19 protein-coding genes are annotated in these 19,755 nt (G+C 73.7%); 13 read left to right on the forward strand and 6 right to left on the reverse strand.

Going from position 1 to position 19,755, the window contains the following annotated elements; genetic code table 11:
* The first annotated feature begins 41 nt into the window (after positions 1-41).
* Together SCA03_RS25260 and SCA03_RS25265 are read left to right on the forward strand one after the other, a co-directional pair.
* Entirely contained in the window at positions 42-647 is a 606-nt protein-coding gene (locus SCA03_RS25260) for a DsbA family protein (protein WP_030886752.1), read from the forward strand.
* 34 nt (positions 648-681) lie between these two features.
* Positions 682-1,059 (forward strand): GNAT family N-acetyltransferase, encoded by a 378-nt coding sequence (locus tag SCA03_RS25265; protein ID WP_371863985.1) that lies wholly within the window; start codon positions 682-684, stop codon positions 1,057-1,059.
* A 53-nt stretch (positions 1,060-1,112) separates the two neighbouring features.
* Here the strand turns inward: SCA03_RS25265 and SCA03_RS25270 are convergent, their stop codons facing one another.
* Positions 1,113-1,805 (reverse strand): GntR family transcriptional regulator, encoded by a 693-nt coding sequence (locus tag SCA03_RS25270; protein WP_141275674.1) that lies wholly within the window; start codon positions 1,803-1,805, stop codon positions 1,113-1,115.
* Between the two features lie 348 nt (positions 1,806-2,153).
* Here SCA03_RS25270 and SCA03_RS25280 point away from each other — a divergent pair, with 348 nt between their 5' ends.
* The 5 genes from SCA03_RS25280 (at position 2,154) to SCA03_RS25300 (ending at position 6,088) form a co-directional block, all read left to right on the forward strand.
* A complete protein-coding gene (locus tag SCA03_RS25280) occupies positions 2,154-2,699 on the forward strand; it encodes a YbhB/YbcL family Raf kinase inhibitor-like protein (RefSeq protein ID WP_086817225.1) in 546 nt (181 codons plus the stop codon).
* Between the two features lie 104 nt (positions 2,700-2,803).
* Positions 2,804-3,634 carry an SCO6745 family protein gene (locus SCA03_RS25285; protein WP_170297932.1) on the forward strand — a complete coding sequence of 277 codons (831 nt, stop codon included), beginning with the start codon at positions 2,804-2,806 and terminating at the stop codon, positions 3,632-3,634.
* Between the two features lie 352 nt (positions 3,635-3,986).
* The gene (locus SCA03_RS25290) at positions 3,987-4,334 is read left to right on the forward strand and encodes a hypothetical protein (RefSeq protein WP_051846177.1); all 348 of its coding nucleotides are present in this window, start codon (positions 3,987-3,989) and stop codon (positions 4,332-4,334) included.
* Between the two features lie 9 nt (positions 4,335-4,343).
* Complete coding sequence (locus tag SCA03_RS25295; RefSeq protein WP_030886768.1) at positions 4,344-5,717, forward strand: WXG100 family type VII secretion target; 1,374 nt, start codon at positions 4,344-4,346, stop codon at positions 5,715-5,717.
* Positions 5,714-6,088: a hypothetical protein gene (locus SCA03_RS25300; RefSeq protein ID WP_037866699.1), complete on the forward strand. Its 375-nt coding sequence runs from the start codon at positions 5,714-5,716 to the stop codon at positions 6,086-6,088. Before SCA03_RS25295 ends, SCA03_RS25300 begins: the two co-directional genes overlap by 4 nt.
* A 49-nt stretch (positions 6,089-6,137) precedes the next feature.
* Here SCA03_RS25300 and SCA03_RS25305 read toward each other — a convergent pair whose 3' ends face one another.
* Positions 6,138-7,055, reverse strand: coding sequence for a LysR family transcriptional regulator (locus tag SCA03_RS25305; protein WP_230988907.1), 918 nt, complete (start codon positions 7,053-7,055; stop codon positions 6,138-6,140).
* A 334-nt stretch (positions 7,056-7,389) separates the two neighbouring features.
* Here SCA03_RS25305 and SCA03_RS25310 point away from each other — a divergent pair, with 334 nt between their 5' ends.
* Positions 7,390-8,619 (forward strand): MFS transporter, encoded by a 1,230-nt coding sequence (locus SCA03_RS25310; protein WP_078873801.1) that lies wholly within the window; start codon positions 7,390-7,392, stop codon positions 8,617-8,619.
* Positions 8,620-8,701: 82 nt separating this feature from the next.
* On the opposite strand, the gene SCA03_RS25315 is transcribed toward SCA03_RS25310, so the two are convergent.
* The 4 genes from SCA03_RS25315 to SCA03_RS25330 are packed head-to-tail and all read right to left on the reverse strand — an operon-like array spanning position 8,702 to position 13,360.
* A complete protein-coding gene (locus SCA03_RS25315) occupies positions 8,702-9,715 on the reverse strand; it encodes a TIGR03842 family LLM class F420-dependent oxidoreductase (protein ID WP_030888195.1) in 1,014 nt (337 codons plus the stop codon).
* A 17-nt stretch (positions 9,716-9,732) separates the two neighbouring features.
* Positions 9,733-11,133, reverse strand: coding sequence for a dihydropyrimidinase (gene hydA, locus SCA03_RS25320; RefSeq protein ID WP_086814940.1), 1,401 nt, complete (start codon positions 11,131-11,133; stop codon positions 9,733-9,735).
* Entirely contained in the window at positions 11,130-12,500 is a 1,371-nt protein-coding gene (locus SCA03_RS25325; protein ID WP_086814941.1) for an aspartate aminotransferase family protein, read from the reverse strand. Before SCA03_RS25325 ends, hydA begins: the two co-directional genes overlap by 4 nt.
* 8 nt (positions 12,501-12,508) lie before the next feature.
* Positions 12,509-13,360 (reverse strand): nitrilase-related carbon-nitrogen hydrolase, encoded by an 852-nt coding sequence (locus SCA03_RS25330; protein WP_086814939.1) that lies wholly within the window; start codon positions 13,358-13,360, stop codon positions 12,509-12,511.
* Between the two features lie 230 nt (positions 13,361-13,590).
* Between SCA03_RS25330 and SCA03_RS25335 the strand changes: the two genes are divergently transcribed.
* The 5 genes from SCA03_RS25335 to SCA03_RS25355 all read left to right on the forward strand — a co-directional run bounded on the left by SCA03_RS25335 (position 13,591) and on the right by SCA03_RS25355 (position 19,692).
* On the forward strand, positions 13,591-15,243 hold the full coding sequence (locus SCA03_RS25335; RefSeq protein WP_141275675.1) for a CocE/NonD family hydrolase: 1,653 nt from the start codon (positions 13,591-13,593) through the stop codon (positions 15,241-15,243).
* 99 nt (positions 15,244-15,342) lie between these two features.
* Complete coding sequence (locus tag SCA03_RS25340) at positions 15,343-15,834, forward strand: MarR family winged helix-turn-helix transcriptional regulator (protein WP_141275676.1); 492 nt, start codon at positions 15,343-15,345, stop codon at positions 15,832-15,834.
* Positions 15,831-17,357, forward strand: coding sequence for an MFS transporter (locus SCA03_RS25345; RefSeq protein ID WP_230988908.1), 1,527 nt, complete (start codon positions 15,831-15,833; stop codon positions 17,355-17,357). Before SCA03_RS25340 ends, SCA03_RS25345 begins: the two co-directional genes overlap by 4 nt.
* A gap of 35 nt (positions 17,358-17,392) precedes the next feature.
* The gene (locus tag SCA03_RS25350; protein WP_086817012.1) at positions 17,393-17,950 is read left to right on the forward strand and encodes an isochorismatase family protein; all 558 of its coding nucleotides are present in this window, start codon (positions 17,393-17,395) and stop codon (positions 17,948-17,950) included.
* A gap of 326 nt (positions 17,951-18,276) precedes the next feature.
* A complete protein-coding gene (locus tag SCA03_RS25355) occupies positions 18,277-19,692 on the forward strand; it encodes a sialate:H+ symport family MFS transporter (RefSeq protein WP_086817014.1) in 1,416 nt (471 codons plus the stop codon).
* The last annotated feature ends 63 nt before the right edge of the window (positions 19,693-19,755 follow it).

Here is a 19,755-nt window from a genome sequence, read left to right on the forward strand (position 1 = left end):
CTCCCGTTGCCCGGCACCGGCCGCCGCGTGAGGCTGAGGACATGATCCCCGCGAACACGGCCGGCGAGGGCGGCACCGTCGTCGTCTACGGCACCGACCCCGCCGAGGATCCACCGCCCGGCGTGCCCGTCCTGGAGGTCTACGCCGATCTGCGCTGCCCGTACTGCAAGCGGATGGACCGGGCGCTGGGCTCCACCATGCAACAGCTCGCCGACGACGGGCAGTTGGTGCTCCACTACCACTTCGCGACGTTCCTCGACCGGGAGCTGGGCGGCCACGGCTCGCACCGCGCGCTCAACGCGCTGGGCGCCGCGGCCAACACCGGGCAGCGGCACTTCATGGCGTATCTGCACGCCCTCTACCGCAGCCAGCCGCGCGAGAACAGCGACGGCTTCGCGGAGGAACGCACCCTGCTGGGCCTCGCCTCCGAGGTGCCGGGCCTGCGCTCCCCCGAGTTCGAGAACGCCGTACTCGAAGGGGCCTTCCACAGTTGGGTCGAGCGGGTCTCCCGCGCCTTCGACGAGAGCGGCGTGGACAGCACACCGACGGTCCGCTTCGCCGACCGCCCCGTCCATGTGCTCGACCGCGACGGACACGCCCTGGAACCCGAGGAGTTCACCGACCGCCTCCGCTCCGTCGCCGGATGACCCGCAGCCGCCCTGGACGACACCGGGAGCCCCCGTGAGCGACGCCGAGGAAGCCCCGCCCACCGTGCCCACCGTGACGGACAACGCCGCCGAGGGCCGCTACGAGGCCCGCTACGGCAAGCTGCTGGCCGGCGTCCTGCGCTACAAGCGCGCCCACGACGTGATCGCCCTGCTGCACACCGAGGTCGAACCCGCCTACGAGGGCCGCGGCGTGGCCGGCACCCTGGCCCGCACCGCCCTGGACACCGCCGCCGCGGCCGGCGACAAGGTCGTCCCCGCCTGCCCCTACATCGCCGGCTGGCTCCGCAAGCACCCGGACTACCTCCCCCTCGTCTACGAGAAGCCGCAGGAGGACGACGGAGAGGGAGGGGACGGCGGGGACGGCGGGGGCAGCGGGCACGGCCGGGGCTAGGGAGCGCGGTGCGGCGGGGCCGTCCGGGCGGCACGGCACCCGGACTTCGGCGGTCAGCCGTCCCGGCCCGGGTCGTCCACCAGCGCGTCCGCCGTCAGCGTCAGATGCCGGAGCAGCACGGCGGAGGCGGTGTCGGCGTCGCGGGCCAGCGCGGCCTCCTCCAGCCGCCGGTGCTCCTCGGCGCCGTCCCGGCCGGGGTCGCGGTACGCCGACCAGCGGCGGACCAGTTCGCTCGCCGTCCACATGCGGTCGAAGGTCTCCAGCAGGACGGGGTTGCCGCACCCCTCCAGCAGGGTCCGGTGGAAGACACGGTGGGCCTCGGCCCAGGCGCTGGTGTAGTACCTGCCCTCCTCGGGGGTGAACGCCGGGGTACGGGCCAGCCGGTGGTGCGCGGCGCGGACGCGGGCCTCCCAGTCGACGTCGCCGCGCTCGACGGACAGGCGCAGGACGGCCGGCTCGACGGTGCGCCGGGCCTCGGCGATCTCCTGCCAGCGCCGGTCGGAGAAGGCCGGGACGGCGAAGCCGCGGTTGTGCAGCCGGTCGGCGAGGCCGTCACCGACGGCCCGGACGAGTGCCTCGCGCACGACGGCCAGGCTCACGCCCTGCTCCCTGGCCAGATCCTGCGGTTTGAGGGCGTCACCGGGGGCGAACTCCCCGCGCATGATCGCGTCCCGCAGCCGCGCGTAGACCTGCTCGGAAAGCATCTGTTTCCCCGGTGAACCGGTCGAGGACCCCGTCTGTGTCATGGCGCCATCATAGACGACGAAGGGGATAATCGATTATCTCTGCTACTGTCGATTTCAGCTTCACGGATCGGCACAGCGTGACGGCCGGTACGGCACCACGACCGGTACGACGTCAGGGCCGACCGCCCGCGCGACCACCCGGCCGCCACCCGGCCGCCACGCAGCCGCCACGCAGCCGCCACGCAGCTGCCGACGCAGCGCCGCTGCCCGGCGGCCCCGACCACACCCGGGCGACCCGGACGACCCGGAAGTCCCGGAGATCCTGGACGTCGCGGAGATCCTGGATGTCCTGGAGCTCCCGGAAGTCCCGGCCGTCCCTTCCGTCTTCGACACCGAGAGGAACGACACATGAGCGCCAACGACCCCTTCGCCCGCCTCCCGGAGGCCGCGTCCTTCACCGTCACCAGCACGTCCGTCACCGACGGCGCCGCCTGGGCCCCCGAGCAGCTCTCCTCGGGGGCCGGCGGCAAGGACCTCTCCCCGCAGCTGTCCTGGAGCGGCGCCCCCGGGAACACCAGGAGCTACGCCGTCACCGTCTACGACCCCGACGCCCCCACTGGGTCCGGCTTCTGGCACTGGGCCGTGGCCGACATCCCGGCCACCGTCACCGAACTGCCGGAGGGCGCGGGCGACGACAGCGGCTCGGGGCTGCCCGCCGGCGCGTTCCAGCTGCCCAACGACGCCCGCGTGGCGCGCTACCTGGGCGCCGCCCCGCCCGCCGGGCACGGCCCGCACCGCTACTTCACGGTGGTGCACGCCCTCGACGTCGAGTCCCTCGGCGTCCCGGCCGACGCCACCCCCGCCGTCCTCGGCTTCACCCTGGCCGGCCACATCCTCGGCCGCGCCGTCCTGACCGCCACAGCGGAGACCCCCGCGGAGAACCCCGCCCGATGACGAACCCCCCGGAGGAACACCCCCTCATGCACACCGGCGAACCCCTGCGCCCCGGCGCAGCCGAACTCCCCGGCGCTTCCCGGCAGAACGGCGAGCCCCTCGCCCTGGACGCCGTCCGCGAAGCCGGCGAGGCCGTCAGCGCGGCCCACCGGTTCATCTACCTCGTGCCCGAGAGCGCGGAGGAGGCGGCCGGGCTGGGCGTGACCGACCGCGGGCGGGCCTACTTCGCCCTGCGGTCGGCCGCCATGGGGGCGGTCCCGTGGCAGGTCACGTTCGCCGCCTTCTACAACTTCAGCCCGCAGGCGGTGCGGACCATGGCGGGGGTGTGGGACGCCGCGCCTCCCGAGCAGTGGCAGGCCGCCCGCTTCCGGGCCGCCGGGCGGGCGCTGCGACGCGTCGGCGCCGACCTGGCGCCCGACCGGATCGCCGAGGCCCGCGCACTGCTCGACCGGGTCGTCGCGTCCGCCGACCACGCGGGCAAGGTGCTGGCCGCCGCCAACGCGTCGGTGCCGCTTCCCCGGGACCCGCTCGTCGCGCTGTGGCAGCAGCTCACCGTGGTGCGCGAGTGGCGCGGCGACGCCCATCTCGCCGTGCTCGCCGCCCACCGCCTCGGCCCGTGCGAGTGCCTCGTCCTGCACACCGCGACGGGCCGCCTCCCGGTGCAGATCGCCCGCGCGACCCGCAGATGGGACGACGCGGAGTGGGCCGCGGCGACGGAACGCCTCGTCGCACGCGGCTGGCTCGCCCCGGACGGCACCCCCACGGACGCCGGCCGGGCGGCGCGCGAGCGGATCGAGACGGAGACGGACGAGCACTGCGCCGCCCTGTGGGCACCCGTCGGCGAGGCGGGCGCCCGCCGTCTCGCCGCACTCGTCGCACCGATCATCGAGGCGTTCACCGCAGCCGGGACCTTCGAGGCCCTGCGTACCCGGTGAGGGCCGCGGCACCGCCCGGCACGGCCCCGGCCCCCTTGCCGGGCCTGCCGGCGCCCCGCTTTACTTGACGCGGACACGCGAGCACGTGAGCTCGCGAGTCCGCGGAGACGCGGACACGCGGGACCGCGGACACGCGGGGCCGCGAGCACGGACACGCGGCCGCCCGCACGCACGGGCCGCGAAGACGCGGACGGACAAAGACGCGCGAGCGACGTACGCGGACGCGCCGGGCACGGCACCACGCACGCTCAGCACCACACAAGCTGAGCACCACACAAGCTCAGCAACGCGCAAGCTCAGCACCACACAAGCTCAGCAACGCACGGTCGGAACTTCTCTCGTGGGGGCGGGGATGAGCGACCAGAGCGACGGTTTCAGCGTCAAGGGCACCTCGATCAACGGGAGTTCGAACCTTCTGATCGAGATCGCCGGGCTGCTGTACGAGGGGCGGCCCGACATCGATCTGTGCACGGCGACGCGCGTCCCGCGCACCCCGGCCTCCGTGGCCGACGCCGTGGCCCGGTTCGTCTCCTTCGCCAAGAACCAGTACGAGGACACGGTCGCCCTCTACGCGGCCCTGTCCACCAAGCTGCGCACTGCCGGGACCGCCTACGCGGAGGTCGACGGGCAGAAGTCGCGGGACTTCCTCCGGCACGTCCTGGAGGGCGACTACCGCTCACCCGAGTCCCGGCCGAGCTGAGGTGCCGCCATGACGTACCACGAGGACGTCGCATACCTGGACAAGTGCAGCCCGGAGCAGGTCGACCGCAACGCGGACGAGTTCAAGCGGGTCCGCGATCTGCTCGGTGAGGTCGAACCCGCGTCCCGGCAGGCCACCCGCACCCAGTGGGTCGGCGAGGCGCGGAATCAGTACGACGCACGGCTGCGCGAGGCACGCAGCCTCGTCACCGAGATGCAGGAGGCGTTCGACACCGCACGCGGTGCCCTGCGCCACTACGCGGACGAACTGGCCACCGCCAAGCGGCACTACGCCCACGGCAAGGAGGTCGAGGCCAAGCTGTCCGACCTGATCGGCACGAAGGGCACGGCCGTCACGCGCACCGCGCAGGAGGCGGAGCCGATGCGCAGATGGGAGGACATGCGGGCGACGACGGGCGTGCTGGACTTCGTCGCCGAGATCGGCATGGACGTCGACGACATCAAGGACCGTGCCAACAGCCTGCACGACAGCACGAGCGAGGCGTTCGGCCGGGCCCGGCGGACCGAGAAGGAAGCGCGCGCGCTGTGTCTCTCCCGGCTCAAGCGGGCCTACGAGCAGCTCCCGGAGTTCTTCCTCGGCCGGACCGAACGGGCCGACTTCTTCCGGGACATGCCGGACCTGCTCCGGGAGGCGAGGGAGGCACGCAAGGTCCCGCTCACACATCTGCCGGGCTCCGGGCCGAAGCGGGACTCCACCTCGGCGGCGGGCGACCGGCAGATCTCGCCCGCGCTGGCGGCCATCCGCCGCGAGCTGGAGGGGCTTCCCGGGGCGAAGGACAGCTACTGGTCGCCGCCCTCGAACGCGGCGGAGCGCAGCGAGTGGATCACCGCGAACAAGGACGTCATCAAGGCGGCGGCCCGGCGCTCCGGGCTTCCGCCCGACATGGTCGCGGGCATCGCCTGGCAGGAGATCGGGGGCCAGCCCGGCATCCTCGACGACATCACGGACACCACCCGCCAGTCGTTCGACTCCCCGCTGAGCCCGCTCGCTCCCGAGAATCTGCCCTCGCGGCTGGGCGGCGACCCGGACGAGACCTCCTTCGGGCCGATCGCGATCCAGGTGCGCCGCGGCGCCGAGGTGCTCGGCTACGACCCGGACCATCTCACCGAAGCCCAGCGCAACACGGTCGAGGACGCGCTCCAGGACCCGGCGCAGAACATCTGCATCGCCTCGGAGTATCTCGCGCAGCTCAAGGCGGAGAGCGAGTTCGCCGACGTACCTGCCGAGGAGATGACGCCCGCCCAGTACCAGGAGCTGGCGGCCCGCTACAACGGCGGCCCGTACTGGCGCAGCGACGACGCACAGGCGTACGGGCGGGGCTTCAGGAACAACCTGGACGAGGCAGGTGAAGCGCTCAAGTGACTTCCGGTCCGGGCACGCACGACCACCCACCCGGCAACGGACGCGAGCCGTCGCCGGACGCCTCCGGCCGCGGCGTCGAGACCCTCGTCCGCGTTCTGCGCGCGCTGCCGCTGCTGGCGCTGCACGTGCCGGCCGCCGCCGGCGTCTTCTACGCGTACACGCTCACGCCGCAGGGCCGTTGGGACGAGAGCACGCTGACGGGCATCGAGACGGCCTGCTTCGTGACGGTGGTGTGCGCGGCGGCGGCCCTGGTCCCGCTGCTGGTGCGCGCGCTGCGCGGCTCCCTGACGTGGTGGTGGCCGGCGCCCGCCGCCGCGCTGCTGCTGGCCGGCGTGGCACGGTGGGTGTTCGTCGCGACGGCGTATCCCTGACGCGGCGCCCCGGCGCCCGGCCGCGCACCGGGCGGGGGACGTGCGGGCCTCACCCGGCGTCCGGTCCGGGCTGCTCCGGCAGGAGCCGGAGGAAGGCACGGGCCGCGGGTGACGTCCGCGCGGTGCGCCATACGGCCCGCACGGTGCGGGGCGGTACGGCGGGGGCCGGCACGGTGGAGACCCCGGACATCCGCGCGGCGGTGGCGGCCGGGACGAGGGCGGTGCCGAGCCCGCGGGCGACGAGCTGTTCGAGCAGCGCCATGGTGTCGGCCTCGTAGGCGACGGTGCGTTCGGCGCCTGCGGCGGCGAACGCCGCGTCGGTGTGCCGGCGGATTCCGGAGCCGAGCGGCATGTCGGCCATCTCCTCGCGCGCGAGCCGTTCGAGCGTCACCCGCGGCGCCCCGGCTAGCGGATGTCCCCGCGGGACGACGGCGACGAGTGCGTCGTCCGCGAGGTGCCGCCCGGTCAGGCCGCTCGGGAGCCCGCCCGGGGCCGTGTCGACGAAGGCGATGTCGCAGGCGTGCTCGCGCACCTCGTGCAGCAGATCGCGGACCAGCCGGGCGCGGAGCGTGACCCGGACCCCGGGGTGGCGCTCCCGGTAGGTGGCGAGCAGGCCCGGAAGGTCCACGGCGGTGAGCGGGTTGATGGTGCCGACGACGAGCCGGCCGCGTATCTCGCTGCCGCCCGCGACGGCCTCGCCGCGGGCCCGCTCGGCGGCGGCCAGCGCTTCCCTGGCCGGGCCGAGGAACCCCTCCCCCGCCGGCGTGACCGACACCTGCCGGCTGGTGCGCTCGAACAGCCGGACGCCCAGCTCCTTTTCGAGCCGTGCGATCTGGTCGCTGAGCGAGGACTGGACGACGAAGCAGCGGTGCGCGGCGCGGGTGAAGCTGCCGGTCTCGGCGACCGCGACGGCATAGGCGAGCTGGCGGAGTTCCATCCGTCCATCGTCGGCACCGATCGCTGCCATGGGAACCATCTGTTGGACCGATTCCGGTACGACGGAGGAGCATCGGACACACCGCGGCCCACCGCCCGCGCCTCCCTCCCGTCTCCCTCTCGGCCTCCGTCCCTGAACCCGTCCGCCCCCGAAGCCGTCCGCACCCCGGCCCCCGTTCCGCGTCTCCCGGAAGGACTCGCCCGTGGTCTCCTCCCCCCAGCAGCAGCCGTCCCCCGTGCCGGGCCCCGACCCGGCAGTCGCACCCGGCGCGCGCGCACCCGGCGGGAACAGCCGGGGCGGAACGGCCGGAAACGCGGCGGCAGCTGGCGTAAGCGCCGGTCCGGGGCGCGGCACGGTGCTGCTGATGTCCGTGGCCGTCGGCCTGTGCGTGGCGGCCAACTACTACGCACAGCCCCTGCTGGACACCATCGCCCACGAGCTGGGGATGTCCTCCACCGCGGCGGCGTGGGTGGTGACCGTCGCCCAGGTCGGCTACGCGCTGGGGCTGGTGTTCGTCCTGCCGCTGGGCGATCTGCTGGAGCGACGCCGCCTGGTGTGCGGGCTGACCCTGGCCACCGCCGCCTCCCTGGCGCTGACGGCCGTCGCGCCGGGCACCGGGGTGCTGCTGGCGGCCACCGCGCTGACCGGGCTGCTGTCGGTGACGGCGCAGGTCCTGGTGCCGTTCGCCGCCGACCTCGCGGCCCCCGAACAGCGCGGCAGGATCGTCGGCAACGTGATGAGCGGGCTGGTGCTGGGCATGCTGCTGGCCCGTACCGTCTCCGGCCTCCTGTCCGGGGTCGCCGGCTGGCGCACGGTGTACTGGGCCGCGGCCGCCGTCATGCTGGCCCTCACCGCCGCGCTGCGCCGGATGCTCCCGCGGTACCGGGGCACGGCGGGCCTGCGCTACGGCCAACTGCTGCGCTCCACGGCCCGGTTGCTGTGGGAGGAGCCGGTGCTGCGGGTCCGCGCGGCGATCGGGCTGCTGGCCTTCGCCTGCTTCGGTGTGCTGTGGTCCTCGCTCGCCTTCCTGCTGGCCGGGCCCGGCTACGGCTGGTCGGACGGTGCGATCGGGCTGCTCGGCCTGGCCGGAGCGGCGGGCGCGGTCGCCGCACAGCTCGCCGGGCGGCTGGCCGACCGCGGCCGGACCACCCTGACCACCGGCGCCGGTGCGGTCCTGCTGCTCGGCTCCTGGGGCCTGCTGGCGCTGGGCGCGCACCAACTGGCCGCGCTGATCGCGGGAATCGTGCTTCTCGATCTGGCCCACCAGGGCGTGCACATCAGCAACCAGTCGCTGATCTACGCCCTGCGCCCGGAGGCACGCGGACGCCTCACCTCCGCCTATATGACGTGCTACTTCGCGGGCGGCGCACTGGGCTCGGCGCTCGCCGGAGTGGTGTACTCCGGCGCCGGGTGGAACGGGGTGTGCGTGCTCGGCGCCGGCTTCGCCGTGCTGCTGTGTGTGCTGTGGGCCGCCGGGGTGCCCGCGGTCCGGCGCCGCTGGGAACAGCAGTCCGAGCTGACGGCGGTCCTCAACGCCACCCTCATGGCCGCGTGCGTCCTGCTGGCCGGCGCCCTGCTGATCCGCCTGCTCTGAGCACGCGTCCCGGGTCCCCGGCCGACAGGACACACCGCCGGGGCCCGGCCGTACGACGACCGGGCCCCGGCAACGCGCCTGCTCAGCTTGCCAGTTGACCGATGATCTGCGTCCCGTACGCCTCGACGACCTCCTCCTTGGCGTCGTGCATGGCGTACACAGCGAACTGGTCGACGCCGAGCGCGGCGAGCTCCCGCAGGCGGGCGAGGTGCCGGGCGGGCGGGCCGATCAGACAGAACCGGTCGACGATGTCGTCCGGGACGAACGCCGTGTCCGGGTTCCCGGCGCGGCCGTGGTGCGCGTAGTCGTACCCCTCGCGCTCCTTGATGTACGCGGTGAGCGCGGCGGGGACGGCGTCGGAGTGTTCGCCGTAGCGGGCGACGAGGTCCGCGACGTGGTTGCCGACCATGCCGCCGAACCACCGGCACTGCTCGCGCGCGTGGGCGAGCGCGGCGGGCGTGTCCTCGCACACGTACGCGGGCGCCGCGACGCAGATCGTCACCTCGCCCGGGTCCCGGCCCGCGTCGGCGGCGGCCTGCCGCACGGCGCGCACCATCCACGCCGTCAGCGCCGGGTCGGCCAGTTGCAGGATGAAGCCGTCCGCCTCCCGGCCGGTCAGCGCGAGCGCCTTGGGGCCGTAGCCCGCCATCCACACGGGCAGCCGGCCGTCCCGCACCCAGGGCAGCCGGACGGACGCGCCGTCTATCACCGTCTCGCGCCCCTCGGCCAGATCGCGGATCGCGGTCATGGCGCTGCCCAGTTGGGCGAGGGTCACCGGCGGACGCCCGGCCACCCGCATCGCCGAGTCGCCGCGGCCGATGCCGCACACGGTGCGGTTGCCGTACATCTCGTTCAGCGTGGCGAAGGTGGAGGCGGTGACCTCCCAGGCCCGGGTGGCCGGGTTGGTGACCATGGGGCCCACCGTCATCCGCCGGGTCCGCTCCAGGATCCGGCTGTGGATGACGTACGGCTCCTGCCACAGCACGGGCGAGTCGAACGTCCAGCCGTAGGAGAAGCCCCGCTCCTCGGCGCGGCACATCAGCTCGACGGTGGCCGAGCCCGGCGGATCGGTTTGCAGGACGAGTCCGAAGTCCATGGCGTACGCCCTCGCTCTCAGTCGATGAACTGGCAGGTACCGCGCGGCAGGTACTGCCCGTGTCCGGCCCGGCCGGTCCAGGTGCCGCGGTCGAGCACCGTCTCGCCCCGGGAGAGGACGGTCTCCACCCGCCCGGTGAGGCGCCGGCCCTCGTACGCCGAGTAGTCGACGTTCATGTGGTGCGTCTCGGCGGACAGGACCTGTTCGGCGTGCGGGTCGTAGAGGACGACGTCGGCGTCGGCGCCGGGCGCGAGTGTGCCCTTGCGGGGGTAGAGGCCGAACATCCGGGCGGGGGTGGCGCAGGCCAGGTCGATCCAGCGGCGCCGGCTCAACTTCCCGTCCACGACGGCCTGGTGGAGCAGATCCATGCGGTGCTCGACGCCGGGCATCCCGTTGGGGATCTTCGAGAAGTCGCCCCGGCCCAGCTCCTTCTGGCCCGTGAAGCAGAACGGGCAGTGGTCCGTGGAGACGACCTGGAGGTCGTCGGTGCGCAGCGCCCGCCACAGCGCGGCCTGGTGCTCGCGGGGCCGCAGCGGTGTGCTGCACACGTACTTGGCGCCGCCGAAGTCGGGTTCGGCCAGCTCGTCGGTGCTCAGATAGAGATACTGCGGGCAGGTCTCGCCGAAGACGGGCAGGTCCATCCCGCGTGCGGCGGCGAGCTGTTCGACGGCCTCCTGGGCCGAGACGTGGACGATGTAGACCGGCGAGCCGGCCACCCGGGCGAGCTGCACGGCGCGGTGCGTGGCCTCGGCCTCCAGCAGCGCCTTGCGCACCTCGCCGTGGTGCCGCGGATCGGTCCGCCCGGCGGCGAGCGCCTGCTCGACGAGGACGTCGATGGCGATGCCGTTCTCCGCGTGCACCATCGGCAGACCGCCGTTGGCCGCCGCCCGCTGCATCGCGCGCAGGATCTGCCCGTCGTCGCTGTAGAAGACGTCCGGGTACGCCATGAACATCTTGAACGACGTGACACCTTCGCCGACGAGCGCGTCCATCTCCTTGAGGGTGCTCTCGTTCACATCGGAGAGGATCATGTGGAAGCCGTAGTCGACGGCGCACCGGCCGTCGGCCTTGGCGTGCCAGCGGTCCAGGCCCTCGCGCAGCGCCCGGCCCTTGGTCTGTACGGCGAAGTCGACGATCGTGGTGGTGCCGCCCCAGGCGGCGGCGCGGGTGCCGGTCTCGAAGTCGTCGGAGGAGAACGTCCCGCCGAACGGGAAGTCCATATGGGTGTGCGCGTCGACGCCGCCGGGGAGCACGTAGCGGCCGGTGGCGTCGATCTCCCGGTCGGCGGTGTACGCGGTGGCGGCGGCGCTGCGCCGGTCGGCGAGGGCGGCGATCCGGCCGTCCTCGATGAGCACATCGGCGTGGATCTCCTCGGCGGCGGTGACGACGAGCCCGCCGCGGATCACGGTAGTGGTCATGTGCGCTGCTCCCCTCGTCGGCCCGCCGTCAGCTGCGACTCGGCGGTGTGCAGGGCCTGTTCGAGGAGGGCCGCGCCCTCCTCGGCCTCGGCCTCGGTCAGGCTCAGCGGGGGCGCGATACGCAGCACGCTGTTGGTGGCGTGGCCGCCGCCCTTGCCGATGAGGAGGCCGCGCTCGCGTGCCGCCTCCAGTACGAGGGAGGCCGCCTCGGGCGAGGGCTCGTCGGTGCCGGGACGCACCAGCTCGACGCCGATCATCAGGCCCTTGCCGCGTACTTCGCGTACGACGCCGAGCGGCCGGGCCGCGGCCCGCAGCCGCTCCAGGAGCCGGCCGCCGACGCGCCGGGCGTTGCCCTGGAGGTCGTGGTCGAGGAGGTGGGCGAGGTTGGCCTCGGCCGCCGCCATGGTGACGGGGCTGCCGCCGAAGGTGGAGATGGAGCCGGCGTCCAGGCAGTTCATGACCTCGGCACGGGCGACGACCCCGCCGATGGACATGCCGTTGCCGATGCCCTTGGCGAAGGTCAGCAGGTCCGGCGGCCCGGCCGCGCCGTGCGCCTGCCAGCCCCAGAAGTGCTCGCCGGTACGGCCCCAGCCGGTCTGCACCTCGTCGCTGATCCACAGGATGCCGTGCCGGTCGAGCACCTCCCGGAAGGCGGCGTACAGCCCGTCCGGCGGGGAGGTGAACCCGCCCACGCCCTGCACGGGTTCGGCGATCAGCGCGGCCACGTCGCCCCGGGTCTGGGCGAGCATGTCCTCCAGGTCGGCGACGCAGGCGGCGGTGAACTCGGCGTCGTCCAGGTGCGCGAAGGGTCCGCGGGTGCGGACGGCGCCGTGCACATAGAGGGTCTGGAGCGGGGAGAGCGAGGTGGGCGACCAGGAGCGGTTGCCGGTGATGCCGACGGCGGAGAAGGACCGGCCGTGGTAGCTGTTGCGCATCGCCAGCACCTGGTGGGAGCGGCGGTACGCGGTGGCCAGCAGCAGGGCGGCGTCGTTGGCCTCGGTGCCGGAGGTGGTGAAGAAGACCCGCGCGTCGGGGATGCCGGACAGCGACGCGATGCGTTCGGCGACCCGCACCATGGGCCGGTTGAGGTAGAGGGTCGAGGTGTGCAGGATGCGCCCGGCCTGTTCGGAGACGGCCCGGGTGACCTCGGGCAGGGCGTGGGCCGTCATGGTGGTGAGGATGCCGCCGAAGAAGTCGAGATAGCGCCGGCCGTCGGCGTCCCACACGTGCCGGCCCTCGCCGTGGGTGATCTCCAGCGGGCGCTCGTAGTAGAGCGCGAGCCAGTCGGGCAGGACGGCGCGGGTGCGGGCGTGCAGCTCGTCGGAGTCGGCGGGGTCCGAGGCGGCGGCGCCGGAGGGGGCGGGCACGGCGGCGGTCACGGCTGCACCAGCTTTCCGTAGGCGTCGGGGCGCCGGCCGCGGTAGAACGCCCACTGTCGGCGCACCTCTTCGATCCGGCCGAGGTCGAGGTCGCGCACGACCAGTTCCTCCTCCTTGTCGCTCGCCACCTCGCCGACGAACTGGCCGCGCGGGTCGACGAAGTAGCTGCTGCCGTAGAAGTCGTTGTCGCCGTACGTCTCGGTGCCGACGCGGTTGATGGCCGCCACGTAGTACGCGTTGGCGACGGCCGCCGCAGGCTGTTCGAGCTGCCACAGGTAGGAGGAGAGGCCGCGCGAGGTGGCGGACGGGTTGTAGACGATCTGCGCCCCGCCGAGGCCGAGGGCGCGCCAGCCCTCGGGGAAGTGCCGGTCGTAGCAGATGTAGACGCCGACCTTGCCGACGGCGGTGTCGAAGACGGGCCAGCCGAGGTTGCCCGGCCGGAAGTAGAACTTCTCCCAGAAGCCGGGGAGTTGGGGGATGTGGTGCTTGCGGTAGGTGCCGAGCACGCTGCCGTCGGCGTCGATGACGGCGGCGGTGTTGTAGTAGAAGCCGGATCCGTCGCGCTCGAAGACGGGTGCGACGACGACCATGCCGGTCCGACGGGCGAGTTCGCTCATCCGGCCGATGGTGGGCCCGTCGGGTACGGGCTCGGCCCAGCGATAGTGCTCGGCGTCCTGCACCTGGCAGAAGTAGGGGGCGTTGAAGACCTCCTGGAAGCCGATGATCCGCGCCCCCTGCCGGGCGGCCTCCCGGGCGTGCTCCTCATGCTTGGCGATCATCGATTCGGTGTCACCGGTCCAGGTCGCCTGGACCAGTGCGGCGCGCACGACGCCTCCAACATCCGGCATGAGCAGCTCCTTTGCGAGGGCGGCAGCCTGTTCGACACGCGTAGATATACGTGAGGTTGAGACCGTAAGTCCCCCTCTGCGGCGCTGACAAGAACCCGTCGGCGGGCGCCGCGCCCCGGAACACCCGCCCCGCCCTGTTACTCGTCCGTAACCCTTTGCGGGGTTACCTGCGGTAGCCAACCGCACTTACTCTCCAGTCACTTCGAGCCGCACACGACTGGAGCCGTTGTATGCGCACCTCCCCCACCCCTTCCGGCCGCGCCCGCTCCCTCCCCCGTGCCGCCGCGGCCCTCACCGCAGGAACCCTCGCCGCCACCGCCCTGACCTGCGCACCGGCAGCGCACGCCGAGCCGTCGGCCGCCTCCGCCGCGGAGGCTGCGGCAGCATCGACGGCCGCGTCGTCGCAGAAGGCAGCGGCGGCCCGCGGCATCCGCTTCGTGGACATCGAAGGCGACGGCGGCACCACGCTCAAGGCCAACGTCGTGCTGCCCGAGGGCGCCACGGCCGACTCCGCCCGCCGCTTCCCGCTGATCGTGCTGCCCACCAGCTGGGCCACCCCGCAGATCGAATACCTCGCCCAGGCCAAGAAGCTCGCCGACTCCGGCTACGTCGTGGTCACCTACAACTCCCGCGGCTTCTGGCAGTCCGGCGGCCATGTGGAGACCGGCGGGCCCGAGGACATCGCGGACGCCTCCCGCGTCATCGACTGGTCCCTCGCCCACACCCCGGCCGACGAGCACAAGGTCGGCATGGGCGGCGTCTCCTACGGCGCCGGCATCAGCCTGCTGGCCGCGGCGCACGACAAGCGGATCAAGGCCGTCACCGCGCTCAGCGGCTGGGCCGATCTGATCGCCGCCATCTACAGCGGCCGCACCCAGCACCTCCAGGCCGGCGCCATGCTCGGCGCGACGAGCGAGCTGACCGGCCGCCCCAGCCCCGAACTGCGGCAGATCGTCAAGGACTTCCTCGGCTCCCACCTGGAGAAGGAGGACGAGATCATCGCCTGGGGCAAGAAGCGCTCCCCCGCGACCTATGTGGACCGGCTCAACGACAACGGCGCCGCCGTCCTGCTCGGCAACGCCTGGGGCGACTCGATCTTCCCGCCCAACCAGTACGCCGACTTCTACGAGAAGCTGCGCGGACCCAAGCGGCTGGAGTTCCGTCCCGGCGACCACGCGACGGGCGAGGCCACCGGGCTGCTGGGGCTGCCGAACGACACCTGGACGCACGCACACCGCTGGTTCGACCGCTACCTCAAGGGCGAGCACAACGGCATCGACGAGGAAGAGCCCGTCCAGCTCAAGTCCCGCTCCACCGGCTCCTACGAGGGCTATCCGAGCTGGCGCGAGGTGCCCTCGGCGCGGCGCACCCTCCCGCTCGACGACGACCAGCGCATCTCCACCGGCCGCGACTCGGGCGCCAACGGCGGGCTGATATTCCTCACCGGGATCCTCGACCAGTTCCTCAAGCTGCCGCCGATGGCCTCCCTGCCGCTGCTGCCCCGCTCGCGCGCGGCCGTGTGGGAGTCCGAGCGCGCCGCCGAGCCGGTGCGGGTGCGCGGCACGGCGCGGGTGCACACGACCGTCACCAGCACCGCGGCCGACGGCACCTTCTACGCCTATCTGTACGACGTCGGCCCGCTCGGCACCGGAAAGCTGATCACGCACGCCCCGTACACCTTCCACGACCGCACACCCGACCGGCCGTTCGGCGTCGACCTGGAGCTGTTCTCCACCGCCTACGACGTGCCGGCCGGGCACCGGCTCGCCCTGGTCGTGGACACCGTCGACCCGCTGTACGCCGAGTACAACCCCGACGGCGCCCGCCTCGCCTTCTCCTCCCCCGACCAGGACCCCTCCACGGTGTCGGTCCCGGTGCGCTGAGCGAAGGCGCGCCCGGACCGTCCGCCCCGGCCGTGCGGACGACCCAGACTTCGACAGGGAAACTTGCAAGTTTCCCTGTCGAAGTCGTACGGTCGCTGCATGCCCTCCGCCGGACGCCACCGCCCCGAGCAGGCCGCCCCCGAGCAGATCGCCGACGAGGTCTCCGCCACGCTCGGCGCGCTCATCCGGCGGCTGCGTGCCGCCTCCTCCGCCGGTGAACTCACGCCGACGCAGCGCTCCGTGCTGCGCCGCGTGCAGACCGGCGGCCCCACCACCATCGCCGCGCTCGCCCGCGCCGAACTGGTCCGCCCGCAGTCGATGCGCACCACCGTCGGGGCGCTGGAGGAGCGCGGCATCCTCGTGCGCAGTCCGCACCCCACCGACGGACGCCAGGTCGTCTTCGCGCTCACCGACGAGGGCAGGACGACGCTGGAGGCCGTCCACCGGGCCAAGCACGACTGGCTCGCCGAGGCCCTCGGCACCCGGCTGGACGCCGCCGAGCGGGAGACCCTGCTGACGGCGATGGGCCTGCTGCGCCGGCTGGTCGGCGAGGACACCACCGGCAGCACACCGGGAGGTGCCGGCGCGTGACCGCGGCGCCCGGAGACGCCTCCGGCCGGGGTGCCACCGGGCCGGCACACCGGACGCACCCCGCAGGCCCGCCCGCCACCGCGCCCCGCCCGGCCGCCGGGACCGGCCGGCCCGGCACACCGGCCCCCGGAGCGGCGGACGCTCCCCCGCCCGGCGGCCGGCAACCCGCCTTCGGGGCCCGGCTGATGACGCCGCTGCTGCTGGGGTCGGTGCTCAACCCGGTCAACTCGACGATGATCGCCACCGCTCTGGTGGCGATCGGCCGGCACTTCGGTGTCGGCGCCGCCGACACCGCCTGGCTCGTGGCCTCCCTCTACCTCGCCAGCGCGGTCGCCCAGCCGGCCATGGGCGGACTCGCGGACCGGTTCGGGCCCCGCCGGGTCTTCCAGGCCGGGCTGCTGATCGTCGTCGCCGCCGGAGCGGTCGGCGCCCTCGCGCCCGCCTTCGGCTGGCTGATCGCCTCCCGGGTGCTGCTCGGGGTGGGCACCTCGGCCGCCTACCCGTGCGCGATGGCCCTGCTGCGCACCGAGGCCGCCCGGCTCGGCCGGCCGGTGCCCCGCCCGGTCCTCGCCCGGCTGTCCCTGGCCTCGCTCGGCAGCGCCGCCACCGGCCCGGTGCTCGGCGGGCTGCTCGCCACGACGGTGGGCTGGCGCGCGATCTTCGCCGTGAACATCCCGGTGGCGCTGCTCGGCCTGTTCCTCGCCGCGCTCTGGCTGCCCCGCCGCCCGGAGGCCCCGGCACCGGACGCCTCCGGCACGCGGTCGGCGCCGCAGCGGACCGATGTGCTCGGCATCCTGCTGTTCGCCGCCGCCCTCGTCACCCTGATGCTCTTCCTGATGGAACCGGGCCGCGCCCGGCTGCCGCTGCTGGCGCCCTTCGCCGTGCTGGGCTGCGCCTTCGTGCTCCAGCAGTTGCGGCACCCGGCGCCCTTCCTGGACCTGCGCCTGCTGGCCCGGCACCGCCCGCTGCTGCGCACCTATCTGCGGCACGGCCTGGCCTATCTGGTCATCTACTGCGTCATGTACGGCTTCGCCCAGTGGCTGGAGGAGTCGCACGGCTTCTCCTCGCTGCACTCGGGGCTGTTCATGCTCCCCATGTCGGTCACCGCCGGCGTGTGTTCGCTGCTCGGCGCCCGGACGAAGGGCATACGCGGTCCGCTGACGCTCGCCGCCGCGCTGCTGGTGGCCGGCAGCGGCGTCCTCCTCCTGACCACGGGCAGCAGCCCGGCGGCCGTCCTGCTGGCGGTCGCGGTGGTCTTCGGCGTCAGCCAGGGCCTGACCGGCACCGGCAACCAGGCCGCGCTCGCCGCGCAGGCGCCCGCGGGCGGCGTCGGCGGCGCCGCGGGCCTCCAGCGCACCTCCCAGTACCTCGGCGCGATCGTCGCGTCGAGCCTCATCGCCGTCTTCTACGGGCACAGCGCCGACGACTCCGGCCTGCACCTGATAGCCGTGACGACGGCCGGGCTCGGCGTCCTGCTGCTCGCGCTGACCGTCACCGACCGTGCCCTGCGCGGCCGTTCGTGACACCGCACACCGTTCGCACGCACCAAGGAGCCCCCATGGCCCTCAGCACGCTCGACCCGCGCAGCGCCCTGGTCCTCATCGACCTCCAGAAGGGCATCACCGCCCTGCCCACGGCCCACCCGGTCGAGGAGGTGCTGGAGCGCTCGGCACGGCTGGCCGCGGCCTTCCGCGCCGCCGGGCTGCCCGTCGTCCTGGTCACTGTGCGCGGCGGAGCGCCCGGCCGTACCGAGGTCGCGCTCTCCGGCGGCGAACGGCCCGCCGACTTCGCCGAACTGCGCCCGGAACTCGACGTCCAGGACACCGACATCCTCGTCACCAAGCAGCAATGGGGCGCCTTCCACGGCACCGCGCTCGACCTGGAGCTGCGGCGCAGGGGCGTGACCCAGATCGTGCTGGGCGGCATCGCCACCCGCTTCGGCGTCGAGTCGACGGCGCGGGCCGCGCACGAGCACGGCTACCACGTCGCCGTGGCCACCGACGCCTGCACCGACATGGACGCGGAGGGGCACCGCCGCAGCGTGACGGAGATCTTCCCGCTGCTCGGCGAGACGGGCACCACCCAGGACGTGCTCTCCCTGCTCGGAGCCGCCTGAGCACCACCCCGCGCCCCGGCCGGCCGTGCGCGCCCACCCGGCGTGCACGGCCGGCCGGCAGCGGGAGCCTCCGCTTCCGGTCACCGGGCCGCTCCCGCCGCGCACGCGCGCCCCCGGCGGCGCTCGCGCGTGCCGTCGCACAGCGCCTGCGGCGAGGCCGCGTTGCGCTGTCCGGTGGGGGCGCCGGGGCCGTCCCGGGCTCATCGGGAGGCGGCACGCGCACGGCCTTGCCGGGGGCCGGGGGCGGGCGTACCGTCCGGACATCCCATGTCCCACTTCCCGGTGCGGCCCGGTGCGCCGGACCCTGTGCGCAAGGTGGTGCGCCCATGGCGAAGCTGACACGACGGGACGGCAAGGCGCTGTTCGCCGCCTGGCTCGGCTATCTGATGGACGGCTTCGACTTCGTCCTGATCACGCTGGTGCTGACCGAAGTGGCCGCCGACTTCGGCCTGTCCACGGTGACGGCGGCCACGCTGGTCTCCGCCGCCTTCATCTCCCGCTGGTTCGGCGGGCTGGCGCTCGGCGCGATCGGCGACCGCTACGGGCGCAAGCCCGCGATGGTCCTCAGCATCCTGCTGTACTCCGTCGGCTCGCTCGCCTGCGGGCTCTCCTGGGGCTACTGGTCGATGTTCGCCGCGCGCCTGCTGCTGGGCCTCGGCATGGCCGGGGAGTACACGGCGAGCGCCACCTACGTCATCGAGAGCTGGCCGGCCCGGGCCCGGAACCGCGCCAGCGCGCTGCTGATCTCCGGCTACGCCGTGGGCTCGATCATCGCCGGACAGGTGTACCGGTTCGTGGTGCCGGCCTGGGGCTGGCGCGCGATGTTCTTCCTCGGTTTCGTGCCCGTCGTGCTCGCCCTGTGGATGCGCCGCGGGCTGCGCGAGTCCGAGGACTGGCAGCGCGCGCGGGCCGTCGGCGGCACCGGACGGCGCGGGCGCACGCGGGACTTCGTCAGCGTCCTGTACCGGGAGCGGGCCCGGCGGACGGCGGGGAACGCGGCGGCCACCGGCGTCGTCGCGGTCAGCCTGTTCCTGCTGTTCACCGAGCGCGCCGGAGGATTCGTCCCGGTGCTGGTCGGGCTGACGGTGGCCGGATTCGTGCTGTTCGCCGCACAGTTCGCGCGGGAGCGCACACCGATGATGCTGGCGCTGATGGCCACCGTCTTCTGCGCCTTCCTGTACTCCTGGCCCATCCAGGCGCTGCTGCCCACCTATCTCAAGCGCGACCTCGGCTTCGACGCCGGCGCGGTGAGCGACATGCTGTTCTTCGCCGGGTTCGGGAACGTCCTGGGCTGTGTGCTGGTGGGCTTCCTCGGCGACCGGTTCGGGACGCGGCGCACCTATGTGGTCTCGCTGTGCGTCTCCGTCGTCTTCGTGCTGCCCGTCTTCGCGCTGGACGGCGGGCAGCCGGTGTGGCTCGGCGCGCTGCTGTTCTGCCAGCAGATGTGCGCGCAGGGCATCTCGGGGCTGCTGCCGAAGCTGATCGGCGGCTACTTCCCGACGGCGGAGCGCGCGGCGGGGCTGGGGTTCACCTACAACGTCGGCTCGCTGGGCGGCGCGGTCGCACCCGTGCTCGGTGCCGCGCTGGCGGGCGGGCGCAGCCTCGGCCCCTCTCTGGCGTGGCTGACGTTCGGGCTGACGCTGGTGGTGATCGTGCTCATCGCCGTCGACGCGCCCCGCCGCCTCCAACGCCTGCTGGGCAGGGGCGCCGCCGCGCCGGAGGCGGATGTGACCCAGGCGTGAGGGGTGACGGTCCGCCCCCGGGGAGCCGGGGGCGGACCGTCACCGGACGGCGGCACGTGGAGC

The organism is Streptomyces cacaoi (assembly GCF_006539165.1).
GTDB classification, from domain to species: domain Bacteria; phylum Actinomycetota; class Actinomycetes; order Streptomycetales; family Streptomycetaceae; genus Streptomyces; species Streptomyces cacaoi.